Genomic DNA, 15,594 nt, shown 5'->3' with positions numbered 1-15,594 from the left:
GGATGACTGCCCCCATGCCGACGAGACACTCCACGCTACCCGACCCTCGCGTCTGGCGGTTCGCCCTTGTGCTGATCATGGCGGTGCTGCTGACGGGTTGCGGCGTCAACAACATCCCCACCTATGACGAACAGGTGAAGTCGGCCTGGGCGCAGGTGGAGAACCAGTACCAGCGGCGCGCGGACCTGGTGCCCAACCTGGTCGAGACGGTCAAGGGATTCGCCCGTCAGGAGCAGGAGACCCTGACCGCCGTGGTGGAGGCACGGGCCAAGGCCACCTCGATCCAGATCGATGCCGAGTCGCTGGACGACCCGCAGAAGATGCGCCAGTTCGAGCAGGCCCAGCAGCAGCTGACCGGCGCGCTGAGCCGGCTGATGGCGGTATCGGAGCGCTATCCCGAGCTTAAATCGAACCAGAACTTCCTGGCCCTGCAGTCGCAACTGGAGGGCACCGAGAACCGCATCGCCGTGGCGCGGCGCGATTACATCACCGCGGTCGAGCGCTACAACACCGAGATCCGCACCTTCCCCGGTCTCCTGTGGCACACCATCCTCTACAGCGACATGGCGCTTCGCGAGAGCTTCGAGGCCACGACCGAGAACGCGGACCAGGCCCCCCAGGTGGAGTTTGAATGAGCGACCTTCTGCGCATTCCGCTACTCGCATTGCTGCTGTCGACCGCCCTCGGCCTCCAGGCCCGGGAGAGTGAAGGACAGGAGCTCGACTTTCCCGAACTGACCGGCCGCGTGGTGGACCAGGCCGAACTGCTGGACCCGGCCACCGAGTCACGCCTGAGCGCGCAGCTGGCGGCCCACGAGGAGGCCACTACCGAGCAGCTGGTGGTCGCCACCCTACCGGAGCTGCAGGGCGTCACCATCGAGGAGTATGGCTATCAGCTGGGACGCCACTGGGGCATCGGCCAGGCGGAGGAGGACAACGGCGCCCTGCTGATCGTCGCGCCCAACGAGCGCAAGGTGCGCATCGAGGTCGGCTACGGCCTCGAGGGCCGCCTGACCGACGCCCAGTCCTCGGCGATCATCAACCAGACCCTGACGCCGGCCTTCCACGAGGGTGACTATGCCCGCGGCATCAGCGAGGGCGTGGCGGCGATGATCCGGGTCCTGGGTGGCGAGCCCATGGATACCAGCGCCACTTCCGGCGCCACGGCCGGAGAGCAGGGCCCCAGGGGGCCGGCATCGATCCTCTTCTTCGTGCTGTTCGTGATCGTCATGAGCCTGGTTCGCGGTGGTCGCGGCGGCCTGCTGGGCGGCATGCTGCTGGGCGGAGCCCTGGGCGGCGGGTCGCGCGGTGGCGGCGGCTTCGGCGGCGGGGGTGGTTTCGGCGGAGGCGGCGGCGGCTTCGGTGGCGGCGGTGCGTCCGGCGGCTGGTAATCCGGCCTCCCCCTTCCGGTGGCGACACCGACATGACATTCAGGATTCGGAGATCACGACCCCCATGGCTTTATTGAGCGAAGACGAGCAGCGCCAGGTCAGCGAGGCGATTCATCGGGTCGAGCGCGACACCGATGCCGAGCTGGTCACCGTGCTGGCACCGCGGGCGGACGACTACGCCTATATCCCGCTGCTCTGGGCGGGCCTGCTGGCCCTGGTGGTGCCCGGTGCGATCAACTACTTCCCCGGCTGGTTCTCGGCCTGGGAACTGACGCTGGTGCAATGGGCGACCTTCATCGTGGTGGGCCTGGTGTTCCGCCGCCCCGCCATCACCACCCGGCTGATCCCGCGAGCGGTTCGCCACTGGCGCGCAGGCAACCTCGCCCGGCGACAGTTCCTGGAGCAGGAGCTTCACCATACCGAGGGGGGAACGGGGATGCTGATCTTCGTTTCCGAGGCCGAGCGCTACGTGGAGATCCTGGTCGACCGGGGCATCTCGGCCCGCATCAGCGACGAGACCTGGCAGTCCATCGTGGCGGCCTTCACTCGGCGGGTGAAGGAGGGGGAGACCCTGCAGGGCTTCCTCGAGTGCATCGAGGCCTGCGGCGAGCATCTCAAGGAGCAGGTGCCGGCCACCCACGAGCGCAACGAGTTGCCCAATCATTTGGTCGTGCTGGACTGATCCTGCCCTGGAACACCGCGCGCGCCGCTCACCGACCGGGGGCCGGCATGAACAGGGTGGGCGACGCCCGCCGGGTCAGCGCGTGGCGCAGAGCCCCTTCCAGTCCTCGAGGTCCAGCTCGGGCTTCTCGGCGCGGAAGCGCGCGTAGAGCTCGACGCCACGCGGGTCCTCGAGGATCTCGACCAGCACGCCCCGGCTCTGCAGCAGCGGCTCGGTGCCCGAGGCGTTGGTGACATCGCCCACCACCACCCGGGAGAAGCCGCGCATGGTGAGCAGGGTGGCGCAGATCTCGCAGGGGCTCAGCGAGGTGAAGAGCGTAGTGCGGCTGAAGTCGATGCGCCCGGCATCGCGGATGGCGGAGGTCTCGCCGTGGTGATAGGGATGATTCTCCTGCACCAGGGTGTTGTGCCCCTTGCCGACGATGCGCCGGGTGGCGTTGTCGATGATCAGTGCGCCGATGGGGCAGCCGCCCTCATCGAAGCTCTTCTGCGCCAGCACCACCGCGATGCGCATGAAGTCGGCGTCGGTGAGCCGGCGGGCGAAGTCATCATCCATCAGCACCGGCAGGCTGGTGGTAGGCATATGGGCGATGGCGGCGAGCGCCGCCTGGCTAACATCCGAGCGGGCATTGAGCAGCGTTTCCATGACGGCTCCAGCGATTTGCGACCCTGCCAAGATGCGTGGCGCAGGCGCCTTGCGTCAACCGCGCCCTCAACCGCTATGCTGGGCGCCTGATCATTGGGGAGAGAGACCACCATGCTGGAAGGCACCACCGCCATGGCGGGCCAGTTCTTCGGCCTTGTCGCACTGCTGCTGTGCATCCTAGCCTTCGCCAGCAAGCAGGATGAGCGCCTGCTGGTGCTGCTGATCTCGGCCAACGTGGCCTTCGCCCTGCAGTTCCTGTTCCTGGAGAGCTGGACCGCGGCGGCGCTGACCCTGCTGGTAATCGTGCGCATCGCCCTGGCCCGCCGCTACCCGGGCAGCGGCAAGGTGATGGCCGGGGTGCTGGGCGCCAGCGGCTTGGCGGCGCTGGCGACCTGGCAGGGCTGGGCGGACCTGCCCGCCGTGGTGGCGATGGTGCTGGGCACGGTGGGCATGTTCTTGCTGCGTGGCATTCCCATGCGCGTGATGCTGGGACTGGCGGCCGTGGCCTGGATGCTCAGCCACCTGCTGGCAGGCGCCGTGGGCGGCACCCTGGCCGAGGCGCTGGTGGTGGTCACCAACGCCATCACCATCTGGCGCCTGCTGCGCGCCCGGCGGCGCTACCCCGAGGTGTTCGAGAGTAGCGACGTCTGAACCCGGGGCGTGGCCCTCACTTCATCTCGAAGCCGCGCTTGACCAGGAACTCGCGCATATGCGGACGCAGCTTGGTGTCGAACAGCGGGGTGAGGTTCTGTGACCAGGTGGTGTCCTTGGGGCCGCCCTTGCGCGACTGGTAATAGGCGTGCATGGCATCGTCATAGGCCGCCACCAGCTCGCTGTCGTCGCTGTAGGTGTCCTCCTTGAGGATCGCCTCGACCGGCAGGCGCGGCTTCACGTCGGGATCGTGGGCCGGATAGCCCAGGCACATGCCGAACACCGGGTAGACATGGTCCGGCAGGCCCAGCAGGTCGCTGATCTGCTGGGGATTATTGCGAATGCCGCCGATATAGCAGATGCCCAGCCCTTCCGATTCCGCGGCAATCGCCACGTTCTGGGCCATCAGGGCGGTATCCACGCTGGCCACCAGCAGTTGCTCGGTCATGCCGCGCACCACCCGCGCACCGGTGCGCTCGGCCGCCTCGGTGGGGCGCTTCATGTCGGCACAGAACACCAGGAAGGCGCCGCAGGTGGCCACGTAGCCCTGCCCTCCGGCCAGCTCGGCGATCGCCTCGCGGTTCGCCGGGTTCTTCACGTGGATGACACTGTAGGCCTGCACGTGGCTGGAGGTGGCGGCGGCCTGGCCGGCACTGACCAGCTCCTCCAGCAGCTCCCGGGAGACAGGCTGGTCGGTGAACTTGCGCACGGAGCGGTGGGACTTGAGCAGTTCGATGGTGGGATTCATGGGACCTCGCTCGGTTGATGTCGCATCGCGTCTGATGGTTGCTTAACAGACTCATTGTTCCACGCCTCGTCCTCCCCTTGCACCGCCTTTTGCCGGCGGACTTTTCAGCGACGCCGCGGCTGGGTAGTGTGAAGCCCTTCCCGCCCGGTTGCCCGCGCGCCGCCACGGTGCCCCGTCACCCACCCTCTGCCCCATCCTCCGAGGCTTACATGAAACGCATCCTGCTCGTCGACAACGGCTCCCTGCGCCCCCAGGCCACGCTCAACCTGCGTCGCCTGGCCGGAGCCCTGGCCCAGGCAACCGGGGAGCCGGTGGAGGCCGCCTCGCTGCTGCACTCCCACAAGATCCCCGCCGAGCAGCTGGAGGGGGAGAAGGCGGTGACACTGGGCCCGCTGGCCGAGCGCCTGGCGGCGGAGGGTGTGACCGAGCTGGTCATCGTGCCCTTCTTCTTCGGCCCCAGCCAGGCGCTGACCCGCTACCTGCCGGAGCGCCTGGCGGAGGTGCAGGCAGAGTACCCGCGGCTCTCCATCAGGGTGGCGGCGCCGCTGGTGGACACCCTCGCGGAGCTCGACCTGCGCCTGGCCCGGCTGCTGGCCGACAATGTCCGCCAGGTCATGGAGCAAGCTGGCGGTCTCGAGCGGCCGACGGTGGTGCTGGTCGATCACGGCAGCCCGATCCCCGAGGTCGCCGCGGTGCGCAATTATGTGGCCGGGCAGCTCGGCGCGCTGCTGAGTGAAGAGGCCGGCTGCGTCACCTTTGCCTCCATGGAGCGACGCGAGGGCGACGAGTATCGCTTCAACGAGCCGCTGCTGGCCGACCTGCTGGCCTCGCGGGCGCTGGCCGGTCGCGAGGTGATCCTGGCCATGCTGTTCCTCTCCCCCGGCCGCCACGCCGGCGAGGGCGGCGACATCGCCGAGATCTGCGAGCAGGCGATGGCGGCGTCACCCGGGCTCACCGTCACCACCACGCGGCTGGTGGGCGAGCATGACGGCATCCTGGAGATCCTCGCCAGCCGTGTGACCCAGGGGCTCTCGGGGCAGTCGCTGCTGGTGGAGCTGCCGGCCATGGGCAAGGCGACCTGATCCGGGTAGCATGGCTCCGCCAATTCCATCACCCGCGAGGATGCAACGTGAACCCCGAGGACCTGCTGACGCTGGTGAGGATGCGCATGCCCTTCGGCAAGTACCAGGGATGGCTGCTCGCCGACCTGCCGGGCCCCTACCTGGCGTGGTTCGCCCGCGAGGGCTTTCCCGATAGCGAGCTGGGCCGCCTGCTCGCGCTGATGCACGAGATCGACCACAACGGCCTGGGCGGCTTGCTCGAGCCGCTGCGCCGATCCTGACCGCCAGGGAACCATGATGCTGAAAATTTCCAACAGCGTTGAGCTCGGCGACTGGGAGATCGAGCTGAACCCGATCCGTGCCCAGGGCGCCGGCGGCCAGAACGTCAACAAGGTGGCCAGCGCCATCCACCTGCGCTTCGATATCCAGCGCTCCAGCCTGCCGCCCTTCTACAAGGAGCGGCTGCTGGCGCTCGGTGACCAGCGCATCAGCCAGGACGGCGTGGTGATCATCAAGGCCCAGCGCTTCCGCACCCAGGAGCAGAACCGCGAGGATGCCCTGGAGCGGCTGCGCGAACTGATCCGCGAGGCGGTGAAGCAGCGCAAGGTGCGCAAGCCCACCCGGCCGACCCGCGGCTCCCAGCGCCGCCGGGTCGACGCCAAGACCCGCAAGGGCAAGACCAAGGCACTGCGCGGAAAGGTGAAGCCATGAGCGACGTCCGCCGGCAGCGCCCGGCCTCGCCCTGCGTGCAGATCTGCCGCGTACGCCCCGCGGACAGCCTCTGCGAGGGTTGCGGCCGCACCCTCGACGAGATCACCGCCTGGTCACGCCTCGACGAGGACGGCCGAGAGGCCGTCTGGCAACGCCTGGAGGCCGAAGGCTGGCCGGTCAGCGGCAGCGACCCGGCCTGACCCGCCGGTGCGGCTGCCCTCTCAGTGCCGCTTGACGCGCTGGATCCGCCAGGCCAGTACCCCGATGATGCCCAGCCCCAGCGGCGCCAACACGGCCGCGGCCACCGCCGGCACGATGCTCACCCCCAGGGCGTCGAGGCTCTGCAGGCCTAGCTTGAAGAGGCTAAACAGGTAATAGCTGATCACGATGATCGACAGCCCCTCGACCGCCTTCTGGATCTTCAGCTGGCTGCTGGTGCGCTCGTTGAGGCTCGCGAGCATCTCGGCGTTCTGCTCCTCGATCTCCACCTGGGCGCGGGTCCGCAGCAGGTCATTTAGCCGTGCCACGCTCTCGGCGAGGTCCTGCTGGCGACGGTGGATCGAGTCGCAGAAGTGCACCGTGGGCCGGAAGCGGCGCAGGATGAAGGTGCCCAGCCTGGGGCTCTCGCCGATCCGGCTCTCGCGCAACTCCTCGATGCGGGTGAAGACGATGCGCGAATACGCCTCGGTGGCGCTGAAGCGCCGGCGTGACCGCGCCCCGGAGCGCTCCAGTCGCGCCGAGAGCTCGGAGATCGCCCCCAGCAGCGGCCGCGAGCTTTCCGCCTCACGCTCGGCATTGCGCTCGGAGAGCTCGCCGAGCTCCTGCTCGTGGGCCTGCAGCTCGCGCTCCAGCTCCTTGGCCAGCGGCAGTGCCAGGCTGGCCATCATGCGGTAGGTCTCGATCTCCAGCAGGCGGCGCGTCATGCGCCCCAGCCGGAAGGCATCCAGCCCCTGGTTGACCAGCAGCAGGCGATTGACGCCGCTGTCGGTCAGACGGAAATCGCTCCACACGATGGCATCGCCATCCCCCACCCGCGAGCCGGAAGGGTCGCGAAAGCCGTAGTCGGAGGGCCTGCCGGCCCAGCGGTGGGCGGATTCCACCAGGACCTGGGTGGCACTGATCAGCTGGGCGTGATTCGGGCCCACCAGGGTGTCGAGCAGCGCCGGAGGAGCCGGCCAGGCCTCCTCTTCCGGCGCCCGCGGCACCAGCAGCGTGAGGGTCAGGAACTCGGTGTGACGCTCCCACTTCAGGGTCAGGCCCTCGACCTCGAGGATCTGCTGAACCGCCTCGCGGTCCGGCGGCGTGCCGCTCAGCTCGCCCAGCCGTGCCAGCACGGCCTCGCAGGCGCCGGCCTCGTCGAGCAGGGCATAGTGGTGAAGGGTGGCCGGCTCATCGAAGTAGATCGAGGGCCGGGCGTGCAGCTCGTTGTGCAGTCGCTCGCGCTGTGGGTGCATGGTCATGTCTCGAAAGGGGAAGCCCTCGAGACTAAGTCCGTGGACGGCTGCCGCCAAGTGCCTGCGTCAACTCGCCCCGTCCGGACTCAGAGCCAGCGGATGCGTCGGAACAGCCAGACCAAGCCGACGGCGATCGACAGCATCACGCCGAGCAGCACGAAGTAGCCGTAGCGATAGCCGAGCTCGGGCATATGGGCGAAGTTCATCCCGTAGATGCCGGCCAGGAAGGTCAGCGGCACGAAGATGGCGGTGATCACCGTGAGCAGGCGCATGGTGATATTGAGCTGGTGCGAGGAGAGCGAGATATAGCCGTCGATCAGGTCGCCGCAGATGTCGTAGTACATCTGGGTCAGGCTGTGCAGGCGCTCGAAGCGTTCGTGGACGTCGTTGATGGCATGGAGGGTCTCGTCGACATCCCGCGGCAGGTGGGCGTAGTCGTAGGCGGTGAGCTCCTGGGTGATCCCCACGTGGTAGTTGAACACCCGGCGCATCTTCACCAGTCGCGAGCGATAGCCGATCAGCAGACGCATCAGGGCATCATCGCCGCCCTCGACCAGGCCATCCTCCAGGTCGCTCAGCTGGTTCTCGAACTGCAGCAGGCTGTCCAGGTAGAAGCCTGCCGAGAGGTACATGGCCCTGAGTGCCACATGCTCCGGTGAGCGTCGCAGCAAGCGCTCGCCCTCGGCACCGTAGAGGCGATCGAGGCTGAGCGCCGTGTCGGGATGCAGGCTGAGCAGGAAGCGCTCGCCGACGAAGAAGGCGACGCGCTGGGGCACGAAGTTGAGTTCGGCATCGAAGGAGCCGATCCCGCGGTAGATGATCAGCGTGTGGCCCTCGAACTCCTCGATCTTGGGCGGATGCCGATCGCGATGGGCGTCGTCGATCGCCAGCGGGTGGCAGTCGAAGGCCTCCAGCAGCTCCCGCTCGCGGGCCTGTGGCTCGCCCTGCAGGTCGAGCCAAAGGTAGCTATCCGTGCTCTTACGCCAGCGCTCGACCAGCGAGACATCGCCGTGGGTGGCAGTGCCGTCACCCTCAACCAGTATCGCTCGAATCATTGCCATGCCCCCTGCTGGTCGCGGATCCGACTCAGATTGACAGGCTCCGGGCCTCGTAGGCGGCCTTGAGGCGATAGAACTCGTCGACGATCTCGTTCATGGCCTCGGCGTCGTAGTCGCACAGGCCACTGACCACCAGCTTCTTGGAGCCGGTACCCACCTGCTCGCCGCCCGACTGGATGCGGAACTCGAGCAGGGTGTCACCACGCTTGCCGTTGACCTCCAGGGAGGAGTCGAGCAGCTCCAGCGCGGGGGTGAGTCCCTCGAGACGTTCCAGGGAAAACCCCATGCTGTCGTAGATCACCAGCGGCCTGCGGGGATTGAACATCACCCCCTTCTCTTCCATCAGCGGCTTGAGGTAGTGCGGGAAGTTCTTGCCCGAGAACGAGACATAGCAGCGCGTGAAGGCCTCCACCACTGCCTCGTCATGAGTGGTCTCGCCACCGCGAGACACTTCCAGGTAACACTTGCCGGCGTCATCGCAGACGCGAATCCGCCCGTCGGCATGCTCCTGGAAACACAGCGGAGTGCCATCGCCGACCATGCTGAGAAACCGGAACTCCATGCGCTGTGAGAGGCCGAAGCGCGCCAGTACCAGGGCAAACAGCAGGTCGCCGGGCACGCAGAAGCGCCGTGCATCCGGATTGTGGATGGGGTTGTAGTCGCCGGCGACTCCCTTGGCGAATCGACTGGCCTGCTCCGCCGAGATGGTGATGCGGTCCCCTGCCAGCGTATGAAATTCATCGAGAAACATGCGTGACTTGCCTGCGTCGTTGGCGATCCGAAAACGGCCGGCGTCTGCCGGAGCGCTGATGATGCCACAAAACGGCCTCCGGGGGAGACGGGAGGCCCCTGCTCACCCCACTACTCCTTTGGTGGTAAGGCTTTGCGCCTATATTGCGCTGCACTAGCGGTGGTAGAATAGGCGCGCTTTCTCACCCTTCCCACGAACCTCGTTTTCGGGACTCAACGCCATGCCATCCTTCGGATACCCAACCCTACGGCCCCGGCATACCGCCTGGTGGTCGGGATGCCTCGTGCTTGTCTGCCTGCTGTTCAGCCCCGCGGCCTTTGCCGTGACGGGCGAGCTGGACCTCACCAACTCCGTGGTCGGCCTTGTCGCCGTGAGTATCTTCGTCCTCGCCTATGCGCTCGTCATGGGCGAGGAGAAGCTGCACATGCGCAAGTCCAAGCCGGTACTGGTCGCCGCGGGCATCATCTGGGCGCTGATCGGCTGGGTCTATGTGCAAGCCGGCATGCCTGCCGAGGCCGAGCACGCCTTCCGCGCCACCCTGCTCGAATTCACCGAGCTGATGCTCTTCCTGCTGGTGGCGATGACCTACATCAACGCCCTGGACGAGCGCCGCGCCTTCGACGTGCTGCGCAGCTGGATGGTGCGCAAGGGCTTCACCTACCGCCAGCTGTTCTGGATCACCGGCGGTTTGGCCTTCGTGATTTCCCCCATTGCCGACAACCTGACCACCGCCCTGCTGATGTGCGCGGTGGTGACCAAGGTCGCCGAGGGTGACAAGCGCTTCATCAACCTGGCCTGCGTCAACATCGTGGTGGCGGCCAACGCCGGCGGTGCCTTCAGCCCCTTCGGCGACATCACCACCCTGATGGTGTGGCAGGCCGGCATGATCGAGTTCCAGGAGTTCTTCGTCCTGCTGCTGCCCTCGCTGGTCAACTTCCTGATCCCGGCGGTGGCGATGACCCTGTTCATCAAGAACCGCAAGCCGGACAGCCTCGAGGAAGAAGTCTGGCTCAAGCGCGGTGCACGCCGCATCGTGGCGCTGTTCCTGCTCACCGTGGCCACCGCCGTGGCCTGCCACACCTTCCTGCACCTGCCGCCGGTGCTGGGCATGATGACGGGCCTTGGCTACCTGCAGTTCTTCGGCTACTACCTGCGCCGCACCCTGCCCCGCTCGCTGGAGAAGAAGCGCACCCGCTATGCCCGCCGCGGCGACGACAAGAAGCTGGCCCAGCTGGGTAGCGTGGTGCCCTTCGACGTCTTCAACCGCGTGGCGCGCGCGGAGTGGGACACCCTGCTGTTCTTCTACGGGGTGGTGATGTGCGTGGGTGGCCTGGGCTACATGGGCTATCTGGCGATGCTCTCCGAGGCGCTCTATAGCGGCTGGGGAGCCACCAACGCCAACATCGCCCTGGGCCTGATCTCGGCGGTGGTCGACAACATCCCGGTGATGTTCGCGGTACTGACCATGGAACCCGACATGTCCCACGGCCACTGGCTGCTGATTACCCTCACCGCCGGCGTCGGCGGCAGCCTGCTCTCCATCGGCTCCGCCGCCGGTGTGGCACTGATGGGCCAGGCCCGCGGCAACTACACCTTCATGGGTCACCTGCGCTGGGCCCCGGTGATCGCCCTGGGCTATGCGGCCAGCATCGCCACCCACCTGTGGCTCAACGCCGGCACCTTCCAGGTCTTCGGCTGAGCAAGCTTGCCCGGCGGCGGTGCCGCCGGGCAGTCCCCGTTGAAGCGCCAGCTTTACATTCCCATCCCTTCATGTAGCGTATGAGCAGAAGCCCGTCACGGCACACCGCTGCGTGTCGGCGCGACCTCGGTCAGCGCGAGACCTGTACCCGTGACACCATATAGGGAAGCCGATACGCCATGACGACACGCCGCCAACCCGCCTCGCTGCCATCTCGCGGCACATCTCTGCTCGAGGTCGAGACATGGCGTGGCTGAGAGCCGCCTTGCTGCTCTGGCTGTTGCCCCTGGGGGGTAGCCATGCCGTTGCCGAGGGACAGGCCGTGCTGCTGGTAGCCCATGCTGACGTCACCACCCAACGCCTCACACGCGATACCACTCGAGCCATCTTCGCCATGCGCCAGCGCACCTGGCCGGATGGCCAGGCCGCCCGGGTCTTTGTGCTGCCCAACGACAACCCGGTGCACGAGCGCTTCGTCAAGGAGCGCCTGGCCGTCTATCCCCATCAACTGCAGCTGGCATGGGACCGCATGGTCTTCTCCGGCACCGGCCAGGCGCCGGACCGCGTGAGACACCAAGCCGAGATGCTCGAGCGTATTGCCACCACCCCCGGCGCAATGGGCTATCTGGAGAGGGAGTACCTGGATGACCGTATCCAAGTCATTTCAATGGATTGAAGGGCGTCGTGCGCTCGTCCTGGCGACAACGCTGACGAGCCTGTCGGCACCGGCACTCGCCAGCGAGAAGGTACTGGATACCCTGCAGATGCATGGCTTCCTCAGCCAGGCGCTGGTGATCACCGACGACAACAACTTCTTCGGCCCCAGCAGCGAGGGCAACGGCAGCCTGAAGTACACCGAGATCGGGGCCAACGCCTCTATCCGTCCACACGAGAACGTGCTGCTGGCGGCGCAGATACTCAGCCGACGAGCCGGGGGAGACGGTGAGGATGCCGCACCGAGCCTGGATTACGGCCTGATCGATTATCAGATGATATCCAACCAGCAGCGCACGCTAGGCATCCAGGTAGGCCGCTTCAAGAACCCTTTCGGCTTCTACAACCAGACCCGCGATGTCGCCTTCACGCGGCCCAGTATCCTGCTGCCGCAGTCCATCTACTTCGACCGCACGCGCTCGCTCGGCCTGTCGGGTGACGGTCTGAGCCTTTATTACGAAGAGATGGTACCCAGCGGCACCTTGAGGACCCAGATAGGCATCGGCCAGGCTCAGGCCGGTGACGACCTGCGCCGAACCATGCGCCTGGAAGATGCCCCGGGAGATCTCGAGCCCCGCGATTCGGCCATTGCCCAAATAAAGTACGAACACGATGGGGGCCGCATCGTCGCGGCACTCAGCGCGGCGACAGCCAAGGCGAAGTTCGAGTCCCATGCCCCGACCCTCAACGATGGCGACTTCGAATTCGTGCCTTGGGTACTCTCGCTTCAGTACAACGCCGAGCACTGGAGCCTCACCGGCGAGTACGCCATCCGCAGCTCCAGACTAGAGGGCTTCGACAACCCCTTCCTGAACTTCGATGTAACCGGCGAGAGCTGGTACATCCAGTACGCTCGGCGTTTCAACGACAACTGGCAGTGGCTGGTGCGTTACGACAGCCTGACCAGTAACCGTGACGATCGCTCTGGAGCAGCCTACGAGGCCAGCGGTGCAGGGCCCGCCCACAGCCAGTTCGCCGATGACATCACCTTGGGGCTGCAGTGGAGCGTGAACCCACGCCTGATGCTGGCGGCCGAATATCACCACGTGGATGGCACCGGCTGGCTGCCGATCCAGGACAACCCTGACCCTTCCGAGACCGAGCGCCGCTGGAACATGCTGCTCTTCCAACTCTCCCTGCGCTTCTGAACCTTCAAAGCCGAAAGAGAGATCACGCCACCATGAGCCCCTCCAGCCGCCTCTCCCCCCGCCCCCGCCTCAGCCTGACCTGGCGCGTCATCGCGCTGAGCAGCCTGCTGGTGTTGGGCCTGGTGCTGGCCTTCTCCTGGATCGGCCATGCCAACCTCACCCGCCAGTTCGAGGAGAGCCGCGACGAGAGTGCAAGCCGCCAGGCCGGCGAGATACGGCTGGCCATGGAGCGCTCCGCGGAGGGGGTTCGCCAGTTGGCCTCGCTGGTGGCCGCCACCCAGGGGCTGGGCGCCGCCCTCACCCGCCGCACCGGCGAGGAACTCCTGGAGAGTCTGGGACCGCAGTGGCCGACTCTGCAGCTGGAGTCGGGGGTCGACGAGATCCTGCTGTTCGATAACGCAGGCCGCCTTGCCGCGGAGTGGGGCACGCCCCAGGCGGAGAACGGTCGCCCCGTCCAGCAGTGGGTGCGCCGGGTCATCGAGACCGAAACCCCACTGACTGCTCTGCGCTGCTCCAGCGACTGCCGCCAGTACGCCGCTGTGCCGGTCCTCATGGAGGGCAGCAGCGCCGGCGTAGTGATCCTGTCGCGCGCGCTAGCAGACGTGATGCGCCAGGCCCACCAGATCGCGGAGGGCAACGTAGCCCTACTGGTTGCCGGCAACCTGCGGGACTCCCAGATCCCCCCCGAACGCCAGCTTCCGCGGTGGCAGGGGCAGCTGGTCGCCCTGACCGGACAGGAGAAGAGCCTGCCGGTGCTGCAACGTGCGGCACAAGTGACGACCCTCGGCGAGATCACCGCAAGCCCTAGCCGCTTCAGGCTCTCGGGGCGTGACATGGAACTCAGCGCGGTGCGCATGGAGGATGACGGCGACCGCCGCAGCACCGGCTATGTCCTCTTCACCAACGATATCACCGACCAGATTCAGGCCATTCGCCAGGATACGCGCACCCTGGCGATGATCGGCCTCGGCGGTTGGGTGGCCGCCGAGCTGCTGCTGCTGGCTATCCTGCTCAGCCCGATGGCTCGCCTGCGACGCATCTCCGGCATCCTGCCGAACCTGGCCAAGGGCGAGTTCTCACAGGCCCGCGCAGCGGTTCCCCCACCCAATCCACGACTGGCCGACGAGATCGATATCCTCGAGGGTGCCACCCTGCGCCTGGCCGACCAGCTGGAGACCCTCGAGGGTGAAGTTCGCTCCCGCGGCGAACAGCTGGCCCAGCGGGTGGACGAGCTGGCCCACGAGCGCGACTTCATCGGCAGCCTGCTGGATACGGCGCGCGTGTTCATCGTGACCCAGGATCCGGATGGCCGGATCACGCTGGTCAACGACTATGCGCTGTCGGTCATGGGGGTGAGCGAGAAGTTGCTGCTCAAGCGTCTCTTCGACGACGTCTTCGGTGGCCCACGCCAGTCGCTGGCAAGCAGCGATGGCCGGGGGCAGGAGGAGCGCAACCTCACCACCGCCGATGGCAAGCGGCACACCATCGCCTGGTACCATGCCTCGCTTCCAGGCAATCCCGGGGAGCCCGACGGCCGTATCTCCGTCGGCCTGGACATTACCGAGCGCAAGGCCGCCGAGGCGCGCCTGACCTGGCTCGCCGAGCGCGACCCGCTAACCGGGCTCTACAACCGTCGCTTCCTCAAGGAAGCCCTCGACGGCGCCATCACCCAGGGACACGCCGGTGCCCTGCTGCTGCTGGACCTGGACCAGTTCAAGGACGTCAATGAACTCAGTGGCCACCAGGCGGGGGACCAGTTGCTGCGCAAGGTGGCCGCTGTGCTGGGCGAGGAGCTCGGCCACCGCGGCACACTGGCCAGGCTTGGCGGCGACGAGTTCGCCCTGCTCCTGGTGGGGGCCGGCGAGACCCTGGCCACCCGCATCGCCCAGCAGGTCAATCAGATCCTGGCCACCGTAATGCTCGACGTGGGCGATCGTCGCCACCGCGCCGGCGCCAGCATTGGCATCGCACTCTTTCCGATCCATGGTGACAACGCCATCGACCTGATGGCCAGCGCCGACATGGCGATGTACAAGGCGAAGGCTTCCAGCAGCCACCGCTGGCACCTGCTCTCGACCCTGGCCGCGGCGCGAGGCGAACTGCAGGAACGTGTCTACTGGGAGGAGCGCATCCACCACGCCCTGGAGGAGGATGGCTTCGAGCTGATGGTGCAGCCTATCGTGCGCCTGGAGGATCGCGATATCCGCCACTACGAGGTGCTGCTGAGGATGCGCGACGAGGCCGGCCAGCTGATCTCCCCCGGGGCCTTCATCCCGGTGGCCGAGCGCAGCGGCCAGATCCTGCAGATCGACCGCTGGGTGATTCGTCATGCTCTTCGGGCTCTGGCACGCATCAACGCCAGCGACGTCAGCCTGGCGATCAACCTCTCGGGACAGTCACTCCACGATGATGGCCTGACGCAGTATCTGGCCAGCGAACTCTGCTCCAGCGGCGCTGCTCCTAGGCACCTGATCCTCGAGGTGACCGAGACTGCCGCGGTCACCGACTTCTCGACGGCCCGGGGTGTCCTGCAGTCACTGCGTGAGCTGGGATGCCGCACCGCCCTGGATGACTTCGGGGTGGGCTTCAGCAGCTTCCACTATCTCGGACAATTACCGGTGGACTACATCAAGATCGATGGCAGCTTCATCCGCAATCTGCCAAGCGATACTGACAGCCGCGTCATCGTCAAGGCGATCGCCGATATCGCCAATGGATTCGGCAAGCAAGCGATCGCCGAATTCGTGGAGCGCCAGGAGCTGATCCCGATATTGAGGCAATATGGCATTACCTACGGTCAGGGCTTCCATCTCGGTAAACCCCAACCGATCGAAGACGCATTGATCATGCATGGCCTGAATCAGTAACGGAACCCGCACACT

General features: G+C 66.6%; 17 protein-coding genes. 12 read left to right on the top strand and 5 right to left on the bottom strand.

Annotated elements, in window-relative coordinates; all coding sequences use genetic code 11:
- Window positions 1-14 precede the first annotated feature (14 nt).
- The 3 genes from GRB96_RS03830 to GRB96_RS03820 all read left to right on the top strand — a co-directional run bounded on the left by GRB96_RS03830 (window position 15) and on the right by GRB96_RS03820 (window position 2,072).
- Window positions 15-635 (top strand): LemA family protein, encoded by a 621-nt coding sequence (locus GRB96_RS03830; protein WP_161430662.1) that lies wholly within the window; start codon window positions 15-17, stop codon window positions 633-635.
- Window positions 632-1,390, top strand: coding sequence for a TPM domain-containing protein (locus tag GRB96_RS03825; protein WP_161430660.1), 759 nt, complete (start codon window positions 632-634; stop codon window positions 1,388-1,390). Before GRB96_RS03830 ends, GRB96_RS03825 begins: the two co-directional genes overlap by 4 nt.
- A 64-nt stretch (window positions 1,391-1,454) precedes the next feature.
- Window positions 1,455-2,072, top strand: coding sequence for a TPM domain-containing protein (locus GRB96_RS03820; protein WP_161430658.1), 618 nt, complete (start codon window positions 1,455-1,457; stop codon window positions 2,070-2,072).
- Window positions 2,073-2,147: 75 nt separating this feature from the next.
- On the opposite strand, the gene GRB96_RS03815 is transcribed toward GRB96_RS03820, so the two are convergent.
- Window positions 2,148-2,717, bottom strand: coding sequence for a nucleoside deaminase (locus GRB96_RS03815; RefSeq protein ID WP_161430656.1), 570 nt, complete (start codon window positions 2,715-2,717; stop codon window positions 2,148-2,150).
- 111 nt (window positions 2,718-2,828) lie between these two features.
- Between GRB96_RS03815 and GRB96_RS03810 the strand changes: the two genes are divergently transcribed.
- Window positions 2,829-3,368: a YgjV family protein gene (locus GRB96_RS03810; protein WP_161430654.1), complete on the top strand. Its 540-nt coding sequence runs from the start codon at window positions 2,829-2,831 to the stop codon at window positions 3,366-3,368.
- A 16-nt stretch (window positions 3,369-3,384) separates the two neighbouring features.
- On the opposite strand, the gene nfsA is transcribed toward GRB96_RS03810, so the two are convergent.
- A complete protein-coding gene (nfsA, locus tag GRB96_RS03805; RefSeq protein ID WP_161430653.1) occupies window positions 3,385-4,116 on the bottom strand; it encodes an oxygen-insensitive NADPH nitroreductase in 732 nt (243 codons plus the stop codon).
- 209 nt (window positions 4,117-4,325) lie between these two features.
- On the opposite strand from nfsA, the gene GRB96_RS03800 reads away from it, so the two are divergent.
- The 4 genes from GRB96_RS03800 to GRB96_RS03785 are packed head-to-tail and all read left to right on the top strand — an operon-like array spanning window position 4,326 to window position 6,088.
- The gene (locus GRB96_RS03800) at window positions 4,326-5,198 is read left to right on the top strand and encodes a sirohydrochlorin chelatase (protein ID WP_161430651.1); all 873 of its coding nucleotides are present in this window, start codon (window positions 4,326-4,328) and stop codon (window positions 5,196-5,198) included.
- Between the two features lie 47 nt (window positions 5,199-5,245).
- On the top strand, window positions 5,246-5,458 hold the full coding sequence (locus GRB96_RS03795) for a DUF3820 family protein (protein ID WP_023006568.1): 213 nt from the start codon (window positions 5,246-5,248) through the stop codon (window positions 5,456-5,458).
- A gap of 16 nt (window positions 5,459-5,474) precedes the next feature.
- Window positions 5,475-5,888 (top strand): alternative ribosome rescue aminoacyl-tRNA hydrolase ArfB, encoded by a 414-nt coding sequence (arfB, locus tag GRB96_RS03790; protein ID WP_161430650.1) that lies wholly within the window; start codon window positions 5,475-5,477, stop codon window positions 5,886-5,888.
- Complete coding sequence (locus tag GRB96_RS03785) at window positions 5,885-6,088, top strand: DUF1289 domain-containing protein (RefSeq protein WP_161430648.1); 204 nt, start codon at window positions 5,885-5,887, stop codon at window positions 6,086-6,088. The genes arfB and GRB96_RS03785 overlap by 4 nt, the downstream gene beginning before the upstream one ends.
- A 21-nt stretch (window positions 6,089-6,109) precedes the next feature.
- Here the strand turns inward: GRB96_RS03785 and GRB96_RS03780 are convergent, their stop codons facing one another.
- From GRB96_RS03780 to GRB96_RS03770, 3 genes are all read right to left on the bottom strand, one after another.
- Window positions 6,110-7,342, bottom strand: a complete 1,233-nt coding sequence (locus GRB96_RS03780) for a DUF3422 domain-containing protein (RefSeq protein ID WP_161430646.1) — start codon at window positions 7,340-7,342, stop codon at window positions 6,110-6,112.
- 86 nt (window positions 7,343-7,428) lie between these two features.
- Entirely contained in the window at window positions 7,429-8,397 is a 969-nt protein-coding gene (locus tag GRB96_RS03775) for a magnesium transporter CorA family protein (protein ID WP_161432988.1), read from the bottom strand.
- Between the two features lie 31 nt (window positions 8,398-8,428).
- The gene (locus tag GRB96_RS03770) at window positions 8,429-9,151 is read right to left on the bottom strand and encodes a DUF3581 domain-containing protein (RefSeq protein WP_161430644.1); all 723 of its coding nucleotides are present in this window, start codon (window positions 9,149-9,151) and stop codon (window positions 8,429-8,431) included.
- A 283-nt stretch (window positions 9,152-9,434) separates the two neighbouring features.
- Between GRB96_RS03770 and nhaD the strand changes: the two genes are divergently transcribed.
- From nhaD to GRB96_RS03750, 4 genes are all read left to right on the top strand, one after another.
- Window positions 9,435-10,850, top strand: a complete 1,416-nt coding sequence (nhaD, locus tag GRB96_RS03765) for a sodium:proton antiporter NhaD (RefSeq protein ID WP_420841740.1) — start codon at window positions 9,435-9,437, stop codon at window positions 10,848-10,850.
- Window positions 10,851-11,094: 244 nt separating this feature from the next.
- Window positions 11,095-11,526 carry a hypothetical protein gene (locus tag GRB96_RS03760; RefSeq protein WP_205743483.1) on the top strand — a complete coding sequence of 144 codons (432 nt, stop codon included), beginning with the start codon at window positions 11,095-11,097 and terminating at the stop codon, window positions 11,524-11,526.
- Complete coding sequence (locus GRB96_RS03755) at window positions 11,495-12,712, top strand: hypothetical protein (protein WP_205743482.1); 1,218 nt, start codon at window positions 11,495-11,497, stop codon at window positions 12,710-12,712. The genes GRB96_RS03760 and GRB96_RS03755 overlap by 32 nt, the downstream gene beginning before the upstream one ends.
- A gap of 32 nt (window positions 12,713-12,744) precedes the next feature.
- On the top strand, window positions 12,745-15,579 hold the full coding sequence (locus GRB96_RS03750; RefSeq protein ID WP_161430640.1) for a bifunctional diguanylate cyclase/phosphodiesterase: 2,835 nt from the start codon (window positions 12,745-12,747) through the stop codon (window positions 15,577-15,579).
- Window positions 15,580-15,594 lie beyond the last annotated feature (15 nt).

Origin of the sequence: Halomonas alimentaria (assembly GCF_009902005.1) — a bacterium.
GTDB classification, from domain to species: Bacteria; Pseudomonadota; Gammaproteobacteria; order Pseudomonadales; family Halomonadaceae; genus Halomonas; species Halomonas alimentaria.
Note: the sequence above shows the minus strand (reverse complement) of the source record. Positions and strands in the feature narration are given on the sequence as shown.

What these genes read in the sequence shown, in the direction of transcription:
- GRB96_RS03830 (WP_161430662.1), top strand. Translation starts at nt 15, where the DNA reads ATGCCGACGAGACACTCCACGCTACCCGACCCTCGCGTCTGGCGGTTC.
- GRB96_RS03825 (WP_161430660.1), top strand. Translation starts at nt 632, where the DNA reads ATGAGCGACCTTCTGCGCATTCCGCTACTCGCATTGCTGCTGTCGACC.
- GRB96_RS03820 (WP_161430658.1), top strand. Translation starts at nt 1,455, where the DNA reads ATGGCTTTATTGAGCGAAGACGAGCAGCGCCAGGTCAGCGAGGCGATT.
- GRB96_RS03815 (WP_161430656.1), bottom strand. Translation starts at nt 2,717, where the DNA reads ATGGAAACGCTGCTCAATGCCCGCTCGGATGTTAGCCAGGCGGCGCTC.
- GRB96_RS03810 (WP_161430654.1), top strand. Translation starts at nt 2,829, where the DNA reads ATGCTGGAAGGCACCACCGCCATGGCGGGCCAGTTCTTCGGCCTTGTC.
- nfsA (WP_161430653.1), bottom strand. Translation starts at nt 4,116, where the DNA reads ATGAATCCCACCATCGAACTGCTCAAGTCCCACCGCTCCGTGCGCAAG.
- GRB96_RS03800 (WP_161430651.1), top strand. Translation starts at nt 4,326, where the DNA reads ATGAAACGCATCCTGCTCGTCGACAACGGCTCCCTGCGCCCCCAGGCC.
- arfB (WP_161430650.1), top strand. Translation starts at nt 5,475, where the DNA reads ATGCTGAAAATTTCCAACAGCGTTGAGCTCGGCGACTGGGAGATCGAG.
- GRB96_RS03785 (WP_161430648.1), top strand. Translation starts at nt 5,885, where the DNA reads ATGAGCGACGTCCGCCGGCAGCGCCCGGCCTCGCCCTGCGTGCAGATC.
- GRB96_RS03780 (WP_161430646.1), bottom strand. Translation starts at nt 7,342, where the DNA reads ATGCACCCACAGCGCGAGCGACTGCACAACGAGCTGCACGCCCGGCCC.
- GRB96_RS03775 (WP_161432988.1), bottom strand. Translation starts at nt 8,397, where the DNA reads ATGATTCGAGCGATACTGGTTGAGGGTGACGGCACTGCCACCCACGGC.
- GRB96_RS03770 (WP_161430644.1), bottom strand. Translation starts at nt 9,151, where the DNA reads ATGTTTCTCGATGAATTTCATACGCTGGCAGGGGACCGCATCACCATC.
- GRB96_RS03760 (WP_205743483.1), top strand. Translation starts at nt 11,095, where the DNA reads ATGGCGTGGCTGAGAGCCGCCTTGCTGCTCTGGCTGTTGCCCCTGGGG.
- GRB96_RS03755 (WP_205743482.1), top strand. Translation starts at nt 11,495, where the DNA reads ATGACCGTATCCAAGTCATTTCAATGGATTGAAGGGCGTCGTGCGCTC.
- GRB96_RS03750 (WP_161430640.1), top strand. Translation starts at nt 12,745, where the DNA reads ATGAGCCCCTCCAGCCGCCTCTCCCCCCGCCCCCGCCTCAGCCTGACC.